General features: G+C 63.6%; 18 protein-coding genes and 1 riboswitch. Of the genes, 14 read left to right on the forward strand and 4 right to left on the reverse strand.

The annotated features are described in order from the left end of the window. The first annotated feature begins 219 nt into the window (after nucleotides 1-219). Both glmU and glmS read left to right on the forward strand, forming a co-directional pair. Entirely contained in the window at nucleotides 220-1,575 is a 1,356-nt protein-coding gene (gene glmU, locus QM801_RS07405; RefSeq protein ID WP_415018566.1) for a bifunctional UDP-N-acetylglucosamine diphosphorylase/glucosamine-1-phosphate N-acetyltransferase GlmU, read from the forward strand. Between the two features lie 37 nt (nucleotides 1,576-1,612). After that, nucleotides 1,613-3,439, forward strand: a complete 1,827-nt coding sequence (gene glmS, locus QM801_RS07410) for a glutamine--fructose-6-phosphate transaminase (isomerizing) (protein WP_415018567.1) — start codon at nucleotides 1,613-1,615, stop codon at nucleotides 3,437-3,439. 56 nt (nucleotides 3,440-3,495) lie between these two features. Here glmS and QM801_RS07415 read toward each other — a convergent pair whose 3' ends face one another. Then, complete coding sequence (locus QM801_RS07415) at nucleotides 3,496-3,885, reverse strand: tautomerase family protein (protein ID WP_415018568.1); 390 nt, start codon at nucleotides 3,883-3,885, stop codon at nucleotides 3,496-3,498. Nucleotides 3,886-3,934: 49 nt separating this feature from the next. Continuing rightward, entirely contained in the window at nucleotides 3,935-4,369 is a 435-nt protein-coding gene (locus QM801_RS07420; protein WP_415018569.1) for a MarR family winged helix-turn-helix transcriptional regulator, read from the reverse strand. Nucleotides 4,370-4,522: 153 nt separating this feature from the next. Further along, nucleotides 4,523-4,670: riboswitch (FMN riboswitch) on the forward strand. 87 nt (nucleotides 4,671-4,757) lie between these two features. Between QM801_RS07420 and ribD the strand changes: the two genes are divergently transcribed. The 4 genes from ribD to ribH are packed head-to-tail and all read left to right on the forward strand — an operon-like array spanning nucleotide 4,758 to nucleotide 7,452. Next, on the forward strand, nucleotides 4,758-5,741 hold the full coding sequence (gene ribD, locus QM801_RS07425; RefSeq protein ID WP_415018570.1) for a bifunctional diaminohydroxyphosphoribosylaminopyrimidine deaminase/5-amino-6-(5-phosphoribosylamino)uracil reductase RibD: 984 nt from the start codon (nucleotides 4,758-4,760) through the stop codon (nucleotides 5,739-5,741). A 13-nt stretch (nucleotides 5,742-5,754) separates the two neighbouring features. After that, the gene (locus tag QM801_RS07430; RefSeq protein ID WP_415018571.1) at nucleotides 5,755-6,363 is read left to right on the forward strand and encodes a riboflavin synthase; all 609 of its coding nucleotides are present in this window, start codon (nucleotides 5,755-5,757) and stop codon (nucleotides 6,361-6,363) included. Next, nucleotides 6,339-6,974 (forward strand): GTP cyclohydrolase II, encoded by a 636-nt coding sequence (gene ribA, locus QM801_RS07435; RefSeq protein WP_415018572.1) that lies wholly within the window; start codon nucleotides 6,339-6,341, stop codon nucleotides 6,972-6,974. Before QM801_RS07430 ends, ribA begins: the two co-directional genes overlap by 25 nt. 10 nt (nucleotides 6,975-6,984) lie before the next feature. After that, on the forward strand, nucleotides 6,985-7,452 hold the full coding sequence (ribH, locus tag QM801_RS07440) for a 6,7-dimethyl-8-ribityllumazine synthase (RefSeq protein WP_415018573.1): 468 nt from the start codon (nucleotides 6,985-6,987) through the stop codon (nucleotides 7,450-7,452). A 6-nt stretch (nucleotides 7,453-7,458) separates the two neighbouring features. Here the strand turns inward: ribH and QM801_RS07445 are convergent, their stop codons facing one another. Next, nucleotides 7,459-7,782 carry a HesB/IscA family protein gene (locus QM801_RS07445; RefSeq protein ID WP_415018574.1) on the reverse strand — a complete coding sequence of 108 codons (324 nt, stop codon included), beginning with the start codon at nucleotides 7,780-7,782 and terminating at the stop codon, nucleotides 7,459-7,461. A 57-nt stretch (nucleotides 7,783-7,839) separates the two neighbouring features. Here QM801_RS07445 and QM801_RS07450 point away from each other — a divergent pair, with 57 nt between their 5' ends. The 7 genes from QM801_RS07450 to QM801_RS07480 all read left to right on the forward strand — a co-directional run bounded on the left by QM801_RS07450 (nucleotide 7,840) and on the right by QM801_RS07480 (nucleotide 17,598). Then, nucleotides 7,840-9,033 carry a deoxyguanosinetriphosphate triphosphohydrolase gene (locus QM801_RS07450; RefSeq protein WP_415018575.1) on the forward strand — a complete coding sequence of 398 codons (1,194 nt, stop codon included), beginning with the start codon at nucleotides 7,840-7,842 and terminating at the stop codon, nucleotides 9,031-9,033. Nucleotides 9,034-9,075: 42 nt separating this feature from the next. Beyond that, nucleotides 9,076-10,818: an arginine--tRNA ligase gene (argS, locus tag QM801_RS07455; RefSeq protein ID WP_415018576.1), complete on the forward strand. Its 1,743-nt coding sequence runs from the start codon at nucleotides 9,076-9,078 to the stop codon at nucleotides 10,816-10,818. Between the two features lie 14 nt (nucleotides 10,819-10,832). Beyond that, complete coding sequence (locus tag QM801_RS07460; RefSeq protein ID WP_415018577.1) at nucleotides 10,833-13,328, forward strand: SPOR domain-containing protein; 2,496 nt, start codon at nucleotides 10,833-10,835, stop codon at nucleotides 13,326-13,328. A 42-nt stretch (nucleotides 13,329-13,370) separates the two neighbouring features. Beyond that, entirely contained in the window at nucleotides 13,371-14,414 is a 1,044-nt protein-coding gene (gene nagZ / locus QM801_RS07465; protein WP_415018578.1) for a beta-N-acetylhexosaminidase, read from the forward strand. 84 nt (nucleotides 14,415-14,498) lie between these two features. Next, a complete protein-coding gene (locus QM801_RS07470; protein WP_415018579.1) occupies nucleotides 14,499-15,374 on the forward strand; it encodes a segregation and condensation protein A in 876 nt (291 codons plus the stop codon). Between the two features lie 15 nt (nucleotides 15,375-15,389). Next, nucleotides 15,390-16,172: an SMC-Scp complex subunit ScpB gene (scpB, locus tag QM801_RS07475; RefSeq protein WP_415018580.1), complete on the forward strand. Its 783-nt coding sequence runs from the start codon at nucleotides 15,390-15,392 to the stop codon at nucleotides 16,170-16,172. A 76-nt stretch (nucleotides 16,173-16,248) separates the two neighbouring features. After that, a complete protein-coding gene (locus tag QM801_RS07480) occupies nucleotides 16,249-17,598 on the forward strand; it encodes an outer membrane beta-barrel protein (protein WP_415018581.1) in 1,350 nt (449 codons plus the stop codon). 4 nt (nucleotides 17,599-17,602) lie between these two features. Here the strand turns inward: QM801_RS07480 and galU are convergent, their stop codons facing one another. Continuing rightward, nucleotides 17,603-18,505, reverse strand: coding sequence for a UTP--glucose-1-phosphate uridylyltransferase GalU (galU, locus tag QM801_RS07485; RefSeq protein ID WP_415018582.1), 903 nt, complete (start codon nucleotides 18,503-18,505; stop codon nucleotides 17,603-17,605). 105 nt (nucleotides 18,506-18,610) lie between these two features. On the opposite strand from galU, the gene galE reads away from it, so the two are divergent. Beyond that, the gene (gene galE, locus QM801_RS07490) at nucleotides 18,611-19,600 is read left to right on the forward strand and encodes a UDP-glucose 4-epimerase GalE (protein WP_415018583.1); all 990 of its coding nucleotides are present in this window, start codon (nucleotides 18,611-18,613) and stop codon (nucleotides 19,598-19,600) included. The last annotated feature ends 148 nt before the right edge of the window (nucleotides 19,601-19,748 follow it).

A 19,748-nucleotide genomic window follows, 5' to 3' on the forward strand; every position in this document is an offset into this window, starting at 1 on the left:
CTTGCGGGGGCCCTTCTAGGGGCGGGGCGCAGGGGGGTCAAGCGGGGAAGGGCCGCGCCCGGCCGCCGCACCGAGGCCGTGGGCAGCCCGGAAGGCCTGCTCCACAGGTCTGGCCTGCCGGGTAGCTTTGCCACAATTAAGGGACTAATCACCCGTTTCATATAGGGCCGAATCCGGCAGGCATGATGGCTTGCCGGCCGAGGTGGCCAACGGGGATACATGTCAGGCATCGCAGTTGTCATTCTTGCCGCGGGAATGGGCACCCGCATGAAATCGGAGCTGCCGAAGGTTCTGCACCGGGCGGCGGGGCGGAGCCTTCTGGCCCACGTCCTCCATGCCGCCAAGGCGGTGGCGCCGCGCCACGTGGTGGTGGTGCATGGGCCAGGCCACGACCAGGTGAAGACCGAAACCCTGTCGATCATTCCGGATGCCCGCTTTGCCGAGCAGAAGGAGCGCCGCGGCACCGGCCACGCCGTGATGATGGCGGAGAAGGCCCTGAAGGATTTCACCGGCACGGTGCTCGTGCTCTATGGCGATGCGCCGTTGATCCAGCCGCAGGCCCTGCTTGATCTCGTGGCCGTGAAGGACGCGGGTGCGCGCATGGCGGTGCTCGGCTTCCGCGCCGCGAACCCCTTCGGCTATGGCCGCCTCATCATGGAGCGCGACAGGCTCGTCGCCATCCGCGAGCAGAAGGATGCAAGCGAGGCGGAGCGCGACATCGACCTCTGCAATTCCGGCGTCATTGCCATCGGCTCGCATCACCTGTGGCCGATGCTGCACAAGCTGTCTCCGGCCAACGCGCAGGGCGAACTCTATCTGACCGATATGGTCGAACTGATGCACGAGGCGGGCAACTCCTGCGCCGTCTCGCTCTGCCCCGAGGCGGATACCGCAGGCGTCAATGACCGCGTGCAGCTTGCCGCCATCGAGGCGGAGATGCAGCGCCGCCTGCGCCAGAAGGCCATGCTCAACGGCGCCACGCTGGTCGATCCGGCGACGGTCTATCTCTCTGCTGATACGGTGCTGGGCCGTGACGTCGTGATCGAGCCCAACGTGTTCTTCGGTCCGGGCGTTACCGTGGCGGATGACGTGCAGATCCTCGCCAACTCCCACATCGAAGGCGCAGTCATCAGCCGCGGCGCCCGCATCGGTCCCTTCGCGCGGCTCCGGCCCGGCGCCGAATTGGGAGAGAACGTCCACGTCGGCAACTATGTGGAGGTGAAGAAGGCCAAGCTCGGCAAGGGCGTGAAGGCGAACCACCTCAGCTACATCGGCGATGCCGTGGTGGGGGCGGGGTCCAACATCGGGGCAGGGACCATCACCTGCAACTACGATGGCTACGAGAAGCACGTGACGCGGATCGGCGAGAATGTTTTCGTCGGTTCCAATTCGGCACTGGTGGCGCCGGTCACGGTAGGGGCAGGCTCCAACATAGCTGCGGGCACCGTCGTTTCGGCCGATGTGCCGCCAGATTCCCTCGCGATTTCAAGGCCTCAGCTCGACATTAAGGATGGCTGGGCCAAGCGCTACCGGGCCGTGAAGCAGGCACGCAAATTGCAAAAAACCAAGAAATAGGCCGACAGGCCGAGGCAAAGGTTAAGGAGCGGATTTCATGTGTGGCATCGTCGGCATTCTGGGCAAGGAGCCCGTGGCACTCTCGATCGTCGAGGCGCTGCGGCGGCTGGAATACCGCGGCTATGACTCGGCCGGTGTCGCCACCCTCGAGAATGGCGGCATCGAGCGCCGCCGCGCCCCCGGCAAGCTGAAGAACCTGGAAGAGCGGCTTCGGGCCGAACCCATGCTCGGCGTCTCCGGCATCGGCCACACCCGCTGGGCCACCCACGGTGCGGCGACCGAAACCAATGCTCACCCGCACACCGCGGGTGATGTCGTCATTGTGCACAATGGCATCATCGAGAACTTCCGAGAACTCAAGGAAGAACTGGCCGCCAAGGGCCACAGCTTCCAGACCCAGACCGACACCGAAGTCGTGGCTCACGCCATTGCCGAAGAGCGCGCCCGCGGCAAGTCGCCCGTCGATGCGGTGAAGACGGTGTTGCCGCGCCTCCATGGCGCCTTCGCTTTCGCCATCCTGTTCAAGAGCGAGCCTGATCTTCTGATCGGCGCGCGCCAGGGCTCGCCGCTCGCCGTGGGTCATGGCGAGGGCCAGATGTATCTGGGCTCGGACGCCATCGCCCTTGCGCCCTTCACCAACAAGGTGACCTATCTGGAAGACGGCGACTGGGTTGTTCTCACCCGTGGCTCAGCCAAGATTTACGACGCGCAGAACATGCCGGTCGTGCGGCCGATGAGCTTCAGCCAGGCCTCGTCGATGCTCGTGGACAAGGGCAACCACCGCCACTTCATGGCGAAGGAAATTGCCGAGCAGCCGGAAGTGGTCGGCCACACGCTTGCCGAATACATCGACTTCGCCAACCGCGCCGTGCGCGTGCCGGAGAGCATGGCCTTCGATTTCTCCAAGCTCGACCGCGTCTCGATCACTGCCTGCGGCACGGCCTCCTATGCCGGCCTCACCGCGAAGTACTGGTTCGAGCGCATCGCCCGCCTGCCGTGCGATGTGGATATCGCCTCCGAGTTCCGTTACCGCGAAGCGCCGCTGGCCAAGAACGGCCTCGCCATCGTCGTCTCCCAGTCTGGCGAGACGGCGGATACGCTTGCAGCACTCCGCTATTCCAAGTCGCAAGGGCAGCACACCCTCGCGGTGGTGAACGTGCCGGAATCAACGATCGCGCGTGAATCCGAAATGGTGGTCCGCACCTATGCCGGGCCGGAAATCGGTGTTGCCTCCACCAAGGCCTTCACCTGCCAGCTTTCGGCGCTTGCAGCCCTTGCGCTTCTTGCCGCCAAGCAGCGTGGCCACCTCCCGCCCGAGAAGGAGCAGGAGCTGGCGGGTGCGCTCCTCGAGGCGCCGCGCCACATGGCCGAGGTGCTTCACCAGGAAAAGCATATCGCCCAGGTGGCGAAGGACGTGGCTCATGCCCGCGACGTGCTCTTCCTCGGCCGTGGCATCATGTATCCGATCGCCATGGAAGGCGCCCTTAAACTCAAGGAAATCAGCTACATCCATGCGGAAGGTTATGCGGCGGGCGAACTGAAGCACGGCCCCATCGCGCTCATCGACGAGAATGTGCCGGTCTTGGTGCTGGCGCCGCGTGACGATCTCTACGAGAAGACCATCTCCAACATGGAAGAGGTTGCGGCCCGTGGCGGCAAGATCATCCTGATGACCGACGAGGCCGGCTGCCAGCACAGCTCCGGCAAGACCTTCCACTGCATCTCGATGCCGAAGATGCACCCCTTCATCAATCCGATGGTCTATGCGCTGCCGGTGCAGCTGCTGGCCTACCACGCCGCTGTCCAGATGGGTACCGACGTGGACCAGCCCCGCAACCTTGCAAAAAGCGTCACCGTGGAGTGACGCGGCACGGGTGCGTGTTCTACTCTCAAATCGTTCCGGTTTGATCGTCGGCTGGGCTAGCGGTGATAGCGGTACTCCTGGGTTTTTCCACCGTAGCCATAGGCCGTCGCGCGTACATCCTGCACATACACGTAGCTCTCCTCGTGCAGATTGCCGAGGATGCGTTCGAAGCCGGCAAAGGCTGCAGCGATATAGTCGGCTTTCTCGGCTTTGGTGTTGGTCTCGTCGGTGATCTTGATGTCGAGCGAGAAGCTGTTCAGCCCGCTTTCGCTCAGGCGCTTGCCACCGACGAACCACGCGTCGTGCTCAACATGTTCGATCACGATCGCGGTAAGCTCGGCCTTCTTCTTGAGAATGCCCGATGTGATCTCCATCAGGAACGAAGCGATTTCGCTGGTGCGGTGGCTGGATTTCTCTCCGCTCACCTTTACGGTCAGGATCGGCATTTCTTTTCTCCTTGGTTAGCTATGCAACTATATGGGCAGCAAAAGGGCATCACCGGATGGCGGTACTGATGCTCCTCAGGGTTTTCACCGTGGTTTCGAATTCTTCGCTGCCGATGATTTTCTTGATCCTGCGGGTCACGTCCGCACTCGCGTGATTGATCCCCTCGCGCATCTCCTGCGCCTTGGTAGTGGGCTGCAGTTCATGGCTTCTTGCGTCCTTCGGGGCGGGGGCGCGCTTGATGAGGCCAAGGCCGATGAGGCCATCGACAGTGCGGGAGCAGGTGGCCTTGGCGATGTTCAACCCGGCGGACAGATCGGTCGTGGTGATCGCCTGTTTGTCGAGGATGTAACGCAGCATGAAGGCCTGGGGCGGTGTCAGCCCGAACGGCTTGAAGGCGCGGCTCCATTCGCGCTCAAGGTCGCGGGCCAGCGATGTGGTGTTGAAGTAGAGGCAATGCTCGAACATGCAATCGTCATAGACCAAGATAGTTCGCTATGCAACTATAATCATCACGAGGGTACGAGGCGGGGTCTTGCCGCCCTCGACCCATGAGGGAAGTTGAAGCGAGCCATGACATGCGGCGGTCTTGCCTTTCCGGCACGGAGGCCTAAATAGGGGCCAGTTTGTAACAACAGACGATGTTCTCAGGGCGGGGTGAAAGTCCCCACCGGCGGTAAGCGGGTTTCCCCGCAAGCCCGCGAGCGGCCCCGGCGCAAGCAGGGGTGTCAGCAGATCCGGTGCAATTCCGGGGCCGACGGTATAGTCCGGATGATAGAGAACACAGCAGGACCGATCCGCCCTTTGCCGGGCGGTGTCGGGCATTTGCCGTTGCGCCCTGGAATGCCGTCCAACAGGATCGAGCCCGGGCCGCATGGACAAGCGACCAACAGGAACCGAACTGCCGCCGCGCGTGATCGCGGAAGCTTTCGCGCGCGCCCTTGCGGTGGCGGATGCGTTCCGCGGGGCGACGGCGCCCAACCCGCCTGTGGGCTGCGCCGTGCTGGATGCGTCAGGCGAGGTGCTGGCCGTTGCGGCGCACGAGAAGGCGGGGCAGGCCCATGCCGAGGCTGAGGCTTTGGGCCTGTGCCGCGAGGCTGGATCACTGGCTCGCGCCCACACCCTCGTCGTCACGCTGGAACCCTGCAATCACACCGGCCGCACGCCGCCCTGTTGCGATGCCATTCTCGCAAGCCCGGTCTCGCACGTCTGGATCGGCTCGCGCGATCCCAATCCGAATGTGAGGGGTGGTGGCGCTGATCGTCTTCACGCCGCTGGCTTGTCTGTTCAAGACATCGGGTCGATTTCACCGGAATTGGCGCGTGCCTCGGAGGCGCTGCTGGCACCCTTCGCCAAGCGGGCGCTCAGCGGGCTGCCGTGGGTCACCGTGAAGCGGGCGGTGGACGAGCAGGGCTCGATGATCCCCCCGCCGGGGCAGAAGACCTTTACTTCGCCGTCATCGCTGCTGCTGGCGCATCAGTTGCGCAAGCGGGCCGATGCCATCATCACGGGCTCGGGCACGGTGCTGGCCGATGATCCCCACTTCACCGTCCGGCATGTGCCCGACCACGCCGGGAAGCGCCGTACACTGATCGTTTTGGACCGGCGCAGGCGCGTGAGCGCGGCTTGGCTTGCGCAGGCCACGGCGCGTGGCTTCGCTGTTGAAGTCTGCGATACATTTCAGGAGGCGCTTGCCGTGGCGGCGCGGGCAGGGGCGCTCGAAGTGCTCGTCGAGGCCGGGCCGGCGCTGACGGGCCATGTGCTCGACAGCGGCCAGTGGGACGAACTCTACACCATTCACAAGAACGGCACCGCACCCGGTCAGGACCGGGTCGAAGTGCAATTGCGTCAAGCGTAGATGAGGTTGATCGATGTTTTCGGGTATCATTGAAAAGCGCGGCACGGTCCATTCCGTCGAGGAAGAGGACGGCACCGTCGTGATCGAAGTCTCGACCGGCTACGAGGGCCTCGAACTCGGTGAGAGCATCGCCGTGAACGGCGTCTGCCTCACGGTGGTGAAGTTCAACGCAAAGGGCTCGGCCACCTTCTTTGTGAGCCGCGAAACGATCGCGCGCAGCAACCTCGGTCATCTGGCACCGCTCAGCGTCGTCAACCTCGAGCGCTCGGTGAAGTTGGAGACGCGGCTGTCCGGGCACCTGGTGCAGGGACATGTGGACGGGCTTGCGACACTCGAATCGATCACGCCCGATGCCGAGGCCTTCAAGCTCGTCTTCGCCATGTCGCCGGCGCTCGGCAAATACTGTGTGGAGAAGGGCTCGATTGCCATCAACGGCATCAGCCTCACCCTTAACAGCGTCGAGACCGGAGCGGCGGAAACCCGCATCGGCATCACCATCATTCCGCACACCTGGGCAGAAACCAACCTGAGCGACCTCTCCGAGGGCGACGAGGTCAATGTCGAGGTCGATGTCATCGCCAAATACGTGGAGCGCCTATGTCAGCCCTACCTGTCGCGTTGAACCCGAGAACACTGGCCGGCGTCGAGGAGATCGCCCGCGCCCGCATGCCGTCGGCCTATTCCGATGGCGAGCTGGAAATGCGCGCCTTCCGCGACCGCGCAACGGGGATCGAGCACGTTGCGCTCGTGAAAGCGGGCAAGGCGTCGCTTCCGCTCGTGCGCATCCATTCCGAATGCCTGACGGGTGAAGCCTTCGGCAGCCTGCGCTGTGATTGCGGACCGCAATTGCAGGAAGCGATCCGCCAGATCGACAAGAGCGAAGGCGGGGCGGTGATCTATTTGCGCGGACACGAAGGCCGCGGCATCGGTCTTGCCAACAAGATCCGCGCCTATGCGCTGCAGGATCAGGGCATGGACACGGTGGAGGCCAATCTTGCCCTCGGCTTCGATGCGGATGGCCGCGACTTTGCGATTGCCGCCCGCATTCTGGAATCCCTCGGCATGAGCAAGGTGGAACTGCTCAGCAACAATCCGGCGAAGTCGCTGGCGCTGCAGGACCATGGCATTACCGTCGCCGCCGTGCGCCCCATCGAAATCGACCATAACCCCCATAACAAGCGCTACCTCGAGGCCAAGCGGGACAAGTTCGGCCATGCGCTCAGCATCGACTAAGGAGTTTCAGATGAGCAAGTCCAAGAAGCCGGTTTTCGCCTGTGTCGTCAGTTCGTGGAATGAGGGCGTGACGGGCGGGCTGCTGCGCGGCGCCAAGGCCTATCTCGAAGAGCAGGGCATGCCGCTCAAGGAAGAACACATCTTCTCTGCACCGGGTGCATTCGAATTGCCGCTGATCGCGGAAAAGATCGCGCGAACCGGAAAGTTCGATGGCGTCATCACGCTCGGCTGCGTGATCAAGGGCGAGACGGCGCATTTCGAATACATCAGCCTTGGCGTCACGCATGGCACGATGATGGCCACCCTCAATTCGGGCGTGCCCATCGCTTTCGGCGTGATCACCACCTACACGGCCGAACAGGCCGAACGCCGGGCCAAGGATGATGACTTCAACAAGGGCCGCGAGGCGGCGTCCGCCTGCCTCGCCTCGGTCAAGACGCTGCGCCAGGTGAAGGCGCTGAAGTCCGGGAAGAAGTAAGCCCGCTCAGAGCGAGAAACTGGTGCCGCAGCCGCAGGACGATTTGGCCTGCGGGTTCTGCACGCGAAAGGACTGGCCCATCAGGTCGTCGACGAAATCGACGGTTGAGCCATCCATGAAGCCCAGCGACACGCTGTCGACCAGCACGGTCGCGCCGTCACGCTCGAACACCGTGTCGTCGTCGGCGCGGGCATTTTCCAGCTTGAACTCGTACTGGAAGCCGGAACAGCCGCCGCCATTCACCGCAATGCGGAGCGACGGGTGGGCGGGCGCAATCTCAAGAATGCGTTTTGCGGCAGCCGGAGTTACTGTAATGGCGGGCGTGGACATGGACTGGATTTTGGGATTGGCGCGGCAAAAGTCAAGAACAGCCGGACGGAGGCAGGGGTGAGCCATCTGCAACCCTTTGCCTGCCATGTGGCCCGCAGCCGGGGCCGGCTGGTGCCGGAACAGGCCGCACCGCCCCGCACCGACTTTGCCCGCGACCGGGACCGGATCATCCATTCCGCCGCCTTCCGCCGCCTGAAGCACAAGACCCAGGTCTTCGTTTACCACGAGGGCGACCATTACCGGACGAGGCTCACCCATTCGATCGAGGTGGCCCAGATTGCCCGCGCCATTTCCCGGGCCCTGGGGCTGGACGAAGACCTGACCGAGGCGCTCGCCCTTGCCCATGACCTTGGCCACACGCCCTTCGGCCATGCGGGGGAGCGGGAGCTTGACGCGCTGATGGCGGGCTATGGCGGCTTCGATCACAATGCCCAGGCACTCCGCATCGTCACGCGGCTGGAGAAGCGCTACGCCGCCTTCGACGGACTCAATCTCACGTGGGAAACGCTGGAAGGGCTGGTGAAGCACAACGGCCCGCTGACCGATGCCGAAGGTCACGCGCTTGGCCATTACCGTGAAAAGGGGCTTCCCTCCGCCATCATCGAGTACGCGGAGGTCCATGATCTCGGTCTTTCGCAACATGCCTCGGCCGAAGCACAGGTGGCGGCGATCTCGGACGACATCGCCTACAACGCCCACGACATCGACGACGGTCTCCGCGCCGGGCTCTTCAAGATCATCGACCTCGGTGACATTCCGCTGGTGGGTGAGGCGCTGGGGCAGGTGCTCAAGGCCTATCCCAACCTCGAGCAGGGCCGCATCGTGCACGAAACGGTGCGCCGCGTGATCTCAGCCATGGTCAACGACGTGCTGGCCAATGCCAAGAAGAATGCCAAACGGATTGCGCCCAAGAGCCCGGAAGACGTGCGTGCGGCGGGCGAAGCGATCATCACCTTCAGCGCCCAGATGAAGGAGAACAACCGCATCCTCCAGCAGTTCCTCACCCACTCCATGTACAGGCACGAGCGGGTGATGGACATCATGGGGCGGGCGCAGCGGGTGATCCGCGATCTCTTCAATGCCTATATGAACGACGAGACGCTGCTGCCCAAGGATTGGCGCGAGGATGCGCCGATCTCGGACCAGAGCCGCTATGCACGCCAGGTGTGTGACTTCCTGGCGGGAATGACCGACCGCTTCGCGCTCGACCAGCACAAGCGCTTGTTTGACCTCGACCCCCTCTTTCGTTAAGCGAAAGTTAATTGAATCAATCCAGTTATTTAGTGAATCAGTATGAATCTTTTCGCGCACTTCCACGGCCTCGTCGAACAGGCACTCTCTACTCTGGCAGCCGAGGGATCGGTTCCGGCTGGCCTCGACCTGTCGCGCGTTGTTGCCGAGCCTCCGCGCGATCCTGCCCATGGTGACGTCTCGACCAATGCCGCGATGGTGCTGGCGAAGCCCGCAGGCATGGCACCCAAGGCGCTGGCCGAACTGCTGTGCAAGAAGCTGGCGGCAGCACCTGATGTGGCCGCAGCAGAGATTGCAGGCCCCGGCTTCATCAACCTGCGCCTTGCGCCCAGCATCTGGCCGAAGTTCCTCGCATCAGCGCTCGCGCTGAAGGACAAGTTCGGACATTCCACACTCGGCAAGGGCGAGAAGGTCAACGTCGAATATGTTTCGGCCAACCCCACGGGACCGCTGCATGTGGGCCACTGCCGTGGCGCCGTGTTCGGTGATGCGCTTGCCGCTCTCCTCAGTGCAACGGGTTATGCCGTCAGCAAGGAATACTACATCAACGATGCGGGTGCGCAGGTCGATACGCTCGCCCGCTCCGCCTTCCTCCGTTACAAGGAAGCTTTGGGCGAAAACATTGGCGAGATCCCTGCAGGCCTTTATCCGGGTGAATACCTGAAGGCCGTGGGCGAGGCCCTGGCGAAGGAATACGGCACGTCGCTTCACAACCTTCCCGAAAGTGAATGGCTGGAACCGGTGCGCGCCAAGGCCATCGCCATGATGATGGACCTGATCCGCGACGATCTCGCGGCGCTCAACATCCGGCAGGAAGTGTTCTTCTCCGAACGCTCGCTCCATACCTCGGGTGCGGTCGCCGAGACGCTCGCCTCGCTCTCGAAGCTTGGCCATGTCTATCAGGGCCGGCTCGACAAGCCGAAGGGCGAAGTGCCGGAAGACTGGGAAGACCGCGAGCAGACGCTGTTCCGTGCCACCGCCTTCGGCGATGACGTTGACCGGCCGCTCCTCAAGTCGGACGGGAGCTACACCTACTTCGCCTCCGACGTGGCTTACAGCCGCGACAAGATCATGCGCGGCTTCAAGCAGCTCATCTACATTCTCGGCGCAGACCATGGCGGCTACGTCAAGCGCTTGCAGGCCGTGGCCTCGGCCATCGCGGGCGAGGGCAAGGTGCAGGTGATCGTGCGGCTTTGCCAGTTGGTGAAGCTCTTCCGCAACGGCGAGCCGGTGCGCATGTCGAAGCGGGCAGGGGAATTCGTCACCCTGCGCGACGTGGTCGATGAGGTTGGTCCCGATGTCGTCCGCTTCATGATGCTCTACCGGAAGAATGAAGCTCCCCTAGATTTCGACTTCGCCAAGGTCACCGAGCAGTCGAAGGACAACCCGGTGTTCTACGTTCAGTATGCTCATGCACGCATTTCGTCGGTGCTGCGCAATGCCGAATCTGAGGGCTTCAGCCCGGCCGGTCCGGGGGAGGCGCAATTTAATCTGTTGACGGACGAAGCCGAACTTGCGGTCATCCGGAGGATGGCGGCCTTCCCGCGCCTCCTCGAAGCCGCGGCACTGGCTCACGAGCCGCACAGAATATCCTTTTATCTCTATGACTTAGCCTCCGACTTTCATGCGTTGTGGAACAAGGGCAAAGAAGCGCCCCATTTGCGCTTCATCGTTCCGGCTGAACGGCAACTGACGAACACCCGGATGGCGTTTCTTGCCGCAATCCGCTATTGTCTGTCGAACGGGCTTGGCATCCTCGGCGTCACACCGGTCGAGGAGATGTAGGAACGGGCGAAGGTATGGATCAGAATTCCAGTAACGGTACGGACAAGCGCAGCTGGCGTGAGCGCCTTGGCATTGGCGCAGGCAAGGATATGCCGCGCATTGCCGAGGAATTTTCCGCTCCTGCGGCCCCGGCCGCGAGTTCGGCGCGCCCGCCCGTGAAGCCCGCGCCCATGGCGCCGCGTCCCGGCGTCAAGGCGGCCCCGCCGCGTGGCTCCGCTGCGGCTGCGCCCTCGGCTGCCGCGGGTGAAAAGCTCGCCGAAAAACTGAAGGCCCAGCGTGAAGCGCAGGAGCGCCTCGCCGAACAGCGCGTGCAGGCTGCCCGCCAGCGCGCCGAAGTGAAGATCACCGAAACGAACGGCAACGGTTCGGGCAAGCCCAAGTTCACCTTCGCGGGTGATGATGCGGACGCCAAACCCGCAGCGCCTGCACCGGCTCCTGCCGCCAAGGCGCCTGCACCGCCGCCACAGGCCGCTGCGAAGCCTTCGGCGCCGCCGCCCGCGGGCGGAAAGGCTGCTGCCCCGTCGCGCCAGCTTGCGCCTCCGCCCACCATGACGCCGGCCCCGATCGTGCCGCCCCGCAGCCCGCTGGGCGCGCAGCCGCCGGTGATGCCGCCCCGCACGCCGACGACGGCCATGCCGCCGCCCGTGGTGCCGTCGCGTCCGCCGTCCCGCTTCACCCCGCCGCCCAGTACCTATGGCACGGGCACGGGCTTCGGCTCCCAGGTTCCGCCCTATCGTCCGATGGATCCGGGCGCGCGGGGCTATACCGGCGGCTACACGCCGCCTCCGGCCTACACGCCGACTCCTCCGCCGCCGTCGACCGGGGGCTACACCTCGCCCCGTCTCAACATGCCCGCCACACCGGCAGCGCCCTATGGGGCCGACGCCTATGGCGGTGGTGCCCGTTCCATGCGCCCGCCGCCGCGCCCGGCCGTGGGTGGTTATCGCGAAGATTTCGGCGATCAGGGTGACGTTTTCGGTGAAGCCCGTGCACCGCGCCGGGCCACTGCCGGCGACTACAGTCAGGCCTATCGCGACGAGCAGGACTACGAGGAAGACCTGCCGCCATCGCGTGGCCCGCTGCTGCCGCTGATCCTGCTGTTCCTGCTCGCACTCGCCGCTGGCCTCGGCCTGTGGTGGGTCTACCAGAGCAGCGTCGAGAAGTCGGCAACGGGTGGCCAGTCCGGCACCGCGCCCGTGGTCTCGGCACCGGCCCAGCCGGCAAAGGTCGCGCCTGCGCCTGCGCCCGCCAACAACGCTCCGCCCAAGAAGCTGATCTATGACCGCATCGTGGGTGACCGTGAGGTTCTCGGTGGTGACGTGATCAATTCGGAAGAAGTGCCGAGCCAGCCCGGTGACAGCACCAACATGCAGCAGGACCCCGGTGCGGCCGATCCGGCGGCACAGGGTGGTGGTGCAACCCAGGGGCAGGGAGGTGGCCTGGATGATCCGGTGCCCTTGCCGCTCCCGCCTCCGCCAGGTGATGGCGGAAGCGACCAGCAGGGCTCACTTGCTCCGCGGTCCAACAGCAATCAGGCCTCCAACGTGACTGCCGCCGGCGCAAGCCAGGCGGCAGAGACGTCTTTGACGGGAACCACGAAATCAGATCAGGAAGGAATAATTTCCGCAAGGAAGGGTGATTCCACCGGTCTTTCAAGCTCCCAGCAGCAGACTTTGATGCCAATTCCCGAGGAAAGCACAGGATCCGGCAGCAGTGCTGACGTGTCTTCAGTGGTGTCGAACGGTTCTTCGCCGCCGCCCGGTGGCGGCAGCGAAAGCATTTCCGATTCGACCGATTCGGCCGATGCGACTGATCCCGCCGCTGAGCCCGTGAAGAAGAAGGCGACTGCGCCGAAGAAGAAGGTTCAGCAGACCGAGAACCTGGGATCGAAACCCGTTGTTCTCGTGCCGCCCGCGAAGAATGCGCCGCCGATCGTGGATGATGCGGCACCGGCAGATCAAGCGCCGCAGCCGATCACTGTGGCGCAGGGTGGCGCCCAAGGTGGCGCGCAGGGTGGTGGCATTTACGGAAGTGATACCGTCACCGAACAGACGGCACCCGCTACTGCTCAAGCCCCGGCGGCAACCGCGCCCAAGAAGAAGCGCACCATTGCCGACCTCTTCCGTAACGATAATGCTGACGAGACGGCTGCTGCTGCGCCAGCACCGGCACCCGCTCCGCTGCAGCAACAGGCTGCGGTGCAGCCGAAGCAGGTGGCGCCCGCTCCGGCGCCTGCGCCGCCGCAGGCATCTCCCGTTGGCAGCGGGTACGTGGCCCAGCTTGCCTCCTTTGCCAATCAGCGTGACGCCACGATGGAATATGCGCGACTCAAGTCGAAGCATGGTCCGGCACTCTCCGGTCTCTCTCCGATCGTGACACAGGCTGTCGTCGGTGGAAGCACCCGCTATCGTTTGGCAGTTGGCGTCATGCCAAGTCGTGAACAGGCGAGTGCACTGTGCGCAAAACTGTTCGCGGGCGGGGAACGGGATTGCCTTGTGCGCCGTCAGTAGCCAAAACCCGCAGGCAAGAATCCCATTGAGTGAGAGGGTGTAATGACGCGCAAGCCGATTGGCGCTTTCATCAGCGGTTGCTCCGGTATTGTCCTGACTGAGGGCGAGAAGGCCTTTTTTGCACGCAGCAATCCGTGGGGCCTGATTCTGTTCAAGCGCAATTGCGAGACGCCCGAACAGGTGCGCAAGCTGACCGGCGATTTCCGCGCCGCCGTGGGCCGCAAGGATGCGCCCGTGCTGATCGACCAGGAAGGCGGAAGGGTGCAGCGCATGGGCCCTCCCGTGCCGGAGTGGCGCAAGTATCCTGCAGCGGAAGACTACGGCAAGTTCTACGAGTCGAGCCCGCTTCATGCACTGCGCGCCACCCGGCTTGTGGGCCGCCTGATGGCAGAGGATCTGGAAAGCGTCGGCATCACGGTGAACTGCACGCCGGTTCTCGATCTCCCGCGGCCCGATACCACAGCGGCGATCTCGAGCCGGGCGTTCTCGACCCGGCCGGACAGTGCGCTCGTTCTCGCGCGTGCTTATGTCGACGGACTCATTTCCGGCGGCGTGCTGCCCGTCATGAAGCACATTCCCGGTCATGGCCGTGCGGTCGTCGACAGCCACTATGATCTGCCCGTGATCAAGGCCTCACGTGCAGAACTCGAAGCCCATGACTTCCGCCCCTTCGCGGGCATGGCGGCGTGTCCGATGGCGATGACGGCGCATGTCATTCTCGAAGCGATCGACTCCGAGAAGCCTGCGACGCAATCGAAGTGGGTGATCCGCGATGTGATCCGCAAGCAGCTCGGCTTCTCCGGCCTGCTGATGACGGATGACCTGTCGATGAAGGCGCTTTCCGGTTCGCTCACCGAGAAGACCCGCAGCTCCTTGCTTGCGGGTGTTGATCTGGTCCTGCATTGCAATGGAATCCTTCCCGAGATGGAGGAAGTGGCCGCTGCCGCCGGCATCCTCAAGGGCAAGCCGCTGGCGCGTGCAAAGGCCGCCTTGAAGAGCCGCCGCAAACCCTTGCCTTACGACAAGAAAATGGCCCTGCGGGACCTGGAATCGGTGGCCGGGGCAGGGCTCAAGAACGCCGCCTGAACGGGCCGATTCAGGGCGAAATTACCGTTGAAACCCCCGCCATAAAGGTGGGCAAGCAGAGGGGCTGGCGCTAAAACGCAGGGCATGAGCGATACCACCGAAACACCCCCCGGTTCCGCGGGCGCAAATGCCGCTGCACCTGATTCGCAGGATGCTGCAACTCAGCAGGCATGGCCGGACGGCGAGGGCGACGTACGCAAGGATGTGTTACCGTCGGATGACGAGCGCCTCATCGTCGACGTTGAAGGCTTCGAAGGCCCGCTCGACCTGCTGCTCGACCTTGCGCGCCAGCACAAGATCGACCTTTCCCAGATTTCCATCCTCGCTCTTGCCGACCAGTACATTGCCTATGTGGAACGGGCACGCGCCATGCGCCTCGAACTTGCCGCCGACTATCTGGTGATGGCGGCCTGGCTCACTTACCTGAAGTCGCGCCTTCTCATTCCGGCCCCGCCCGCGCTCGATGGCGAGGCAACCCCGCAGGACATGGCAGCGCGCCTTGCCTTCCGCCTGCAGCGTTTGCAGGCCATGCGTGAACGGGCCCAGAGCCTGATGGACCGCAGCCAGTTGGGCGTGGACGTGTTCTTCCGCGGTGCGCCCGAACCATTGGTGATCGAAAAGCAGCGTGAATATGCCGACACGCTCATGGACCTTCTCAAGGCCTATGCCGAGCGCCGCGCCCGCAAGATCGTGCGGCAGACCTACACGGTGAAGCGCCAGCCCGTCTGGAGCATCAAGGAAGCGCGCGAAACGCTGGAGCGGCTTGTGGGCACCATGGACGATTGGGGCACCTTCGACCGCTGGCTCGAACGCTTTTTCTCGACGCCGGAACTGCGCCGCTCGGTGCGCGCCTCGAGTTTCACCGCAAGCCTCGAGCTTGCCCGGGAAGGGGTTCTGGAACTGCGCCAGGACGACGCCTTCAAGCCCATTTACTTGCGCCGCCGCACGGCTGCCGCATAAGACACAGGACTGAGAATGCCATCGACTATGACAGCAATCGAGATCAGCGACGAGCAAGGCGAAGAGGCAACGGCGGCGGAAGCTGCCGCCGTCGTGACGCTGCATCCCCATGCCGAGCGCAGCCAGCACCTGCGCATTCTGGAGGCCATCCTCTTTGCCGCGACAGAGCCGGTGAGCGTCGAGAAGTTCAAGGAACACCTGCCGGAGACGGCTGATGTGGCCAGCCTTCTCGAAGACCTGCGCGAGAACTATGCAAACCGCGGCGTCAACCTCGTGCAGCTTGCGGGCAAGTACATGTTCCGCACCGCCGAGGACATGGCCTTCGTGCTGCGCAAGGACGTGCAGGAGCAGAAGCGCCTGACGAAGGCGGGCCTCGAGACGCTGGCCATCATCGCCTACCACCAGCCGGTCACCCGTGCCGAGATCGAGGATATCCGCGGCGTCGCCATTTCGAAGGGCACGCTCGACACGCTGCTCGACATCGGCTGGATCAAGATGCGCGGCCGCCGCAAGACGCCGGGGCGCCCCGTGACCTACGGCACCACCGAGACCTTCATGCAGCACTTCGGCCTGAACGACATCACCGACCTGCCGGGCCTGCAGGAACTCAAGGCCGCGGGTCTTCTCGAAGCGAATCTTCCGCCGGGCTTCGACGTGCCCGTGCCCAAGGCGCCGGACGACCTCACGGCCGACGAGGAGCCGCTTGACGGCACCGAGCAGATCCCGCTCGACATGCACCTCCCTGACCCGGACCAGCCCGAGGAACAGGCCCCGGACACGCCCCGCGACGAGGGCTAAGGCCCCGTTTTCCGGTCAGAGTTTCGGGACAGGGCGTCAAGCCCCTGTTAACCATGTTTTTCTATGACAGTCGGCGATGTGGTTTGTTTGTCGCCCGGTCTGTGTACTCGCCACGGTGAGCCTGTATGCGCTCGCCGTGGCACCTCATGCGAGCGCGGAAGACCTCGCCGTTGATGATCCGGCGGAGACATCGGATACGGCCAGCGGCACTGAGCCTGCTCCGCCACCGCCGGCCTTTCAGGATCTCTCAGCCGCCAATTCGCCGCTTCTCCGCCGCACCCGCCAGCAGAACGCCGACCCTTATGCGGCGCAGGGCCTTCGCCTCGGCAGCTTCACGCTGTTTCCCACGCTTGAAACGGGCATGGCCGCCACGAGCAATGTGGGGCAGGCGGCAAAGGGTGGAAAGGCCGATGCCGGCCTCCGGCTGAAGCCCGGACTCGAAATCGAAAGCGACCGGTCGCGCCATCTGTTCTCGGCGTCGATCTCGGGCGAGGCGGTGCGCTATCTCCGCGAGGAAAAGCTCTCGACCTATGGCGTTGACGCCAAGGCGAATCTCCGTCTCGATGTGCGCCGTGGCACCACCATCGACGTCGAGACAGGTTACGAACTGATCTCGACGGGCGCATCAGACAGTGAAGTGCCCGATACTGCCGTCAGCGACCAGATTTCCCACGTGCTCACGGCCGGTGCTGCTGTCGAGCATGAGGCCGGTTTTGCCGACCTGCGCCTCGGCACGGGCGTGCGCCGCGAGCTTTACGACAACGTGAAGCTGTCGGGCGGCGGTGTTGAGGACAATGGCGACCGTGATTTTGTCGAGCCCAGCGTCACGTTGCGCGGCACCTTCAACCGCGGGGCGATGTTGCGGCCCTTCCTCGAAGCGTCCTACGCGCCGCGCATTCATGACCAGAGTACTGACCGCAACGGCCTCCGGCGCGATTCGCAGGGTTATGCGGCCACGCTCGGCCTCCGCATCGATGATGACCCGTTGTGGAGCGGCGAGGTGGGCCTGACCTATCTCGTGCGCGACTATGAGGATCCGACACTGGCGACGGAAAGTGCTCCCGGCCTTCTCGCCAATCTGCAGTGGCGTCCGACGGAACTTTCAAAGGTCGATCTCTCTGCAGGCATGACCATCGACGAGACCTCTGACGCCGGAAGTGGCGGCAAGCCGACATGGACCGCGTCCGCCAAGGTCACGCATGCGCTGAGAGACAATCTCAATCTTCTGTCCGGCGTTTCGATTTCGACAGCTGATGCAAGCGGCGGCCGTGACAACACCTATGGCGCATCCGCCGGGCTGGACTGGAAACTCAATCCGCTCATCTCATGGTCGCTTCTGTACGAAGGCGAGTGGGGTGACAGCCCAGGCAGCAGCAGCGACTACAACGAGCAGCGCCTGCTGACCGGGATCATCCTCAAACGCTGAAGGATCAGTCCCAGGTGAGTTTTCCACCATGGGTGGAGATGATCTGGTTCAGCACCTCACGGAAGGCGGGCGCAATATCTTCGCGGTCAAGCGCGAGCGCCACGTTGGCCGCAAGGAAGCCCACCTTGTCACCGCAGTCATAGGTGATGCCGTTGTAGCGCACGCCGTGGAACGGTTGCCGTTCCATCAGCAGCTTCATGGCATCGGTGATCTGGATTTCACCGCCCGCGCCCTTTTCCTTTTTGTCGAGGATGGCAAAGATTTCCGGCTGGAGAATGTAGCGGCCGGAGATGATGAGATTAGATGGCGCCACTTCGCGCTTCGGCTTTTCCACCATCTGGTTGATGGTGAAATGATTGTCCTTCCAGTCGGTGCCACCCACCACGCCATAGCGGTGCACGTGCTCCCACGGTGTTTCTTCGACGGCGATGACGTTTCCGCCGTTTCGGGCGTTATAGACCTCGACCATCTGGCTCAGGCACCCGGGAGAGGCTTTCATGATCATGTCCGGCAGGATCACGGCAAAGGGTTCATCGCCCACGAGGTTGCGGGCACACCATACGGCGTGGCCAAGGCCCAGCGGCTCCTGCTGGCGGGTGAAGCTCGTCTCGCCGGCACCCGGCAGGTCCATTTCCAGCATGTCGAGCTCCGCCGACTTGCCGCGCGTGCGGAGCGTGGACTCGAGCTCGTACTGCTTGTCGAAGTGGTCTTCGATGACGGACTTGTTGCGGCCCGTGACGAAGATGAAGTGCTCGATCCCTGCTTCGCGGGCCTCGTCCACAACGACCTGGATGAGCGGACGGTCAACAACCGTCAGCATCTCCTTCGGCATGGCCTTGGTGGCGGGCAGGAAGCGGGTGCCGAGACCGGCGACGGGGAAGACGGCTTTGCGGATGGGACGTGGCATGTTTACGCGCTCTTAACCCTATGATTGTGCTTTCTTTAAGGCTTTAAACCCGCGTTCTGAAAATTGCATTAAATGCCTCGGAACGCAGACAGGAAGGAATTTGAAATGACGGTACTGGTGACGGGTGGGGCGGGATACATCGGCAGCCACATGGTGTTGGCGCTGACCGACGCCGGCGAAAAGACGGTTGTGCTCGACAATCTCTCCACCGGCTTTCCCTGGGCCGTTTCGCCCAAGGCCACCCTGGTGGAGGGCGATATCGGCGACGAGGACCTTGTCATGGGGCTCGTCAAGCAGCACGGCGTCACTGCCATCGTCCACTTCGCCGGATCCATCGTGGTGCCGGAGTCCGTTGCCGATCCGCTGGGCTACTACCTGAACAACACCGTGAAGTCGCGCGCCCTGATGCATGCGGCGGTGAAGTCGGGCGTAAAGAATTTCATCTTCTCGTCGACGGCGGCGGTCTATGGCAATCCGAAGAGCCTGCCCGTGTTCGAAACCGATGAGCCCGCGCCGATCTCGCCCTATGGCACCTCTAAGCTCATGACGGAGATGATGCTGCGCGACAGCCACGCGGCCTACGGCCTCAATTACGTGGCGCTCCGCTATTTCAACGTGGCGGGTGCCGATCCGCAGGGCCGCAGCGGCCAGTCCACGCCGCGCGCCACCCATCTGATCAAGGTGGCCTGCCAGACGGCACTTGGCCAGCGGCAGGGGATGGACGTGTTCGGCACGGACTACGACACGCCGGACGGCACCTGCATCCGCGACTACATCCATGTGAGCGACCTCATTGCGGCACACATGGATGCGCTCGCCCACCTCCGGAACGGGGGTGCGTCGGGAATTTTCAACTGCGGGTATGGCAAGGGCTATTCCGTGCTTGAGGTGATCCGGGCGGTAGAACGCGCAAATGGCGCTCCGGTTCGACACACGCTGGGACCGCGCCGCCCGGGCGACCCCGCCGGCATCGTCGCCGGGGCCGACAAGGTGCGCCGCATCCTCGGCTGGCAGCCCAAGTACAACAATCTCGATCTCATCGTGAAATCGGCCCTCGACTGGGAACGCCACCTCGAACGCCGCAACGCCGGGTGATTGAGAACTCTTCATGGCCGGGCTCGACCCGGCCATCCAGTCTTCCGGTCCTGCCAAAATGGATGCCCGGCTCAAGGCCGGGCATGGAGAGGAAGTGTAACGCCAAATCCTTGTTCTGCCGCATTTTGTGACTGAATTTCCCTCCTGT

The organism is Aestuariivirga sp. (genome assembly GCF_047600585.1).
Lineage (GTDB): Bacteria > Pseudomonadota > Alphaproteobacteria > Rhizobiales > Aestuariivirgaceae > Aestuariivirga.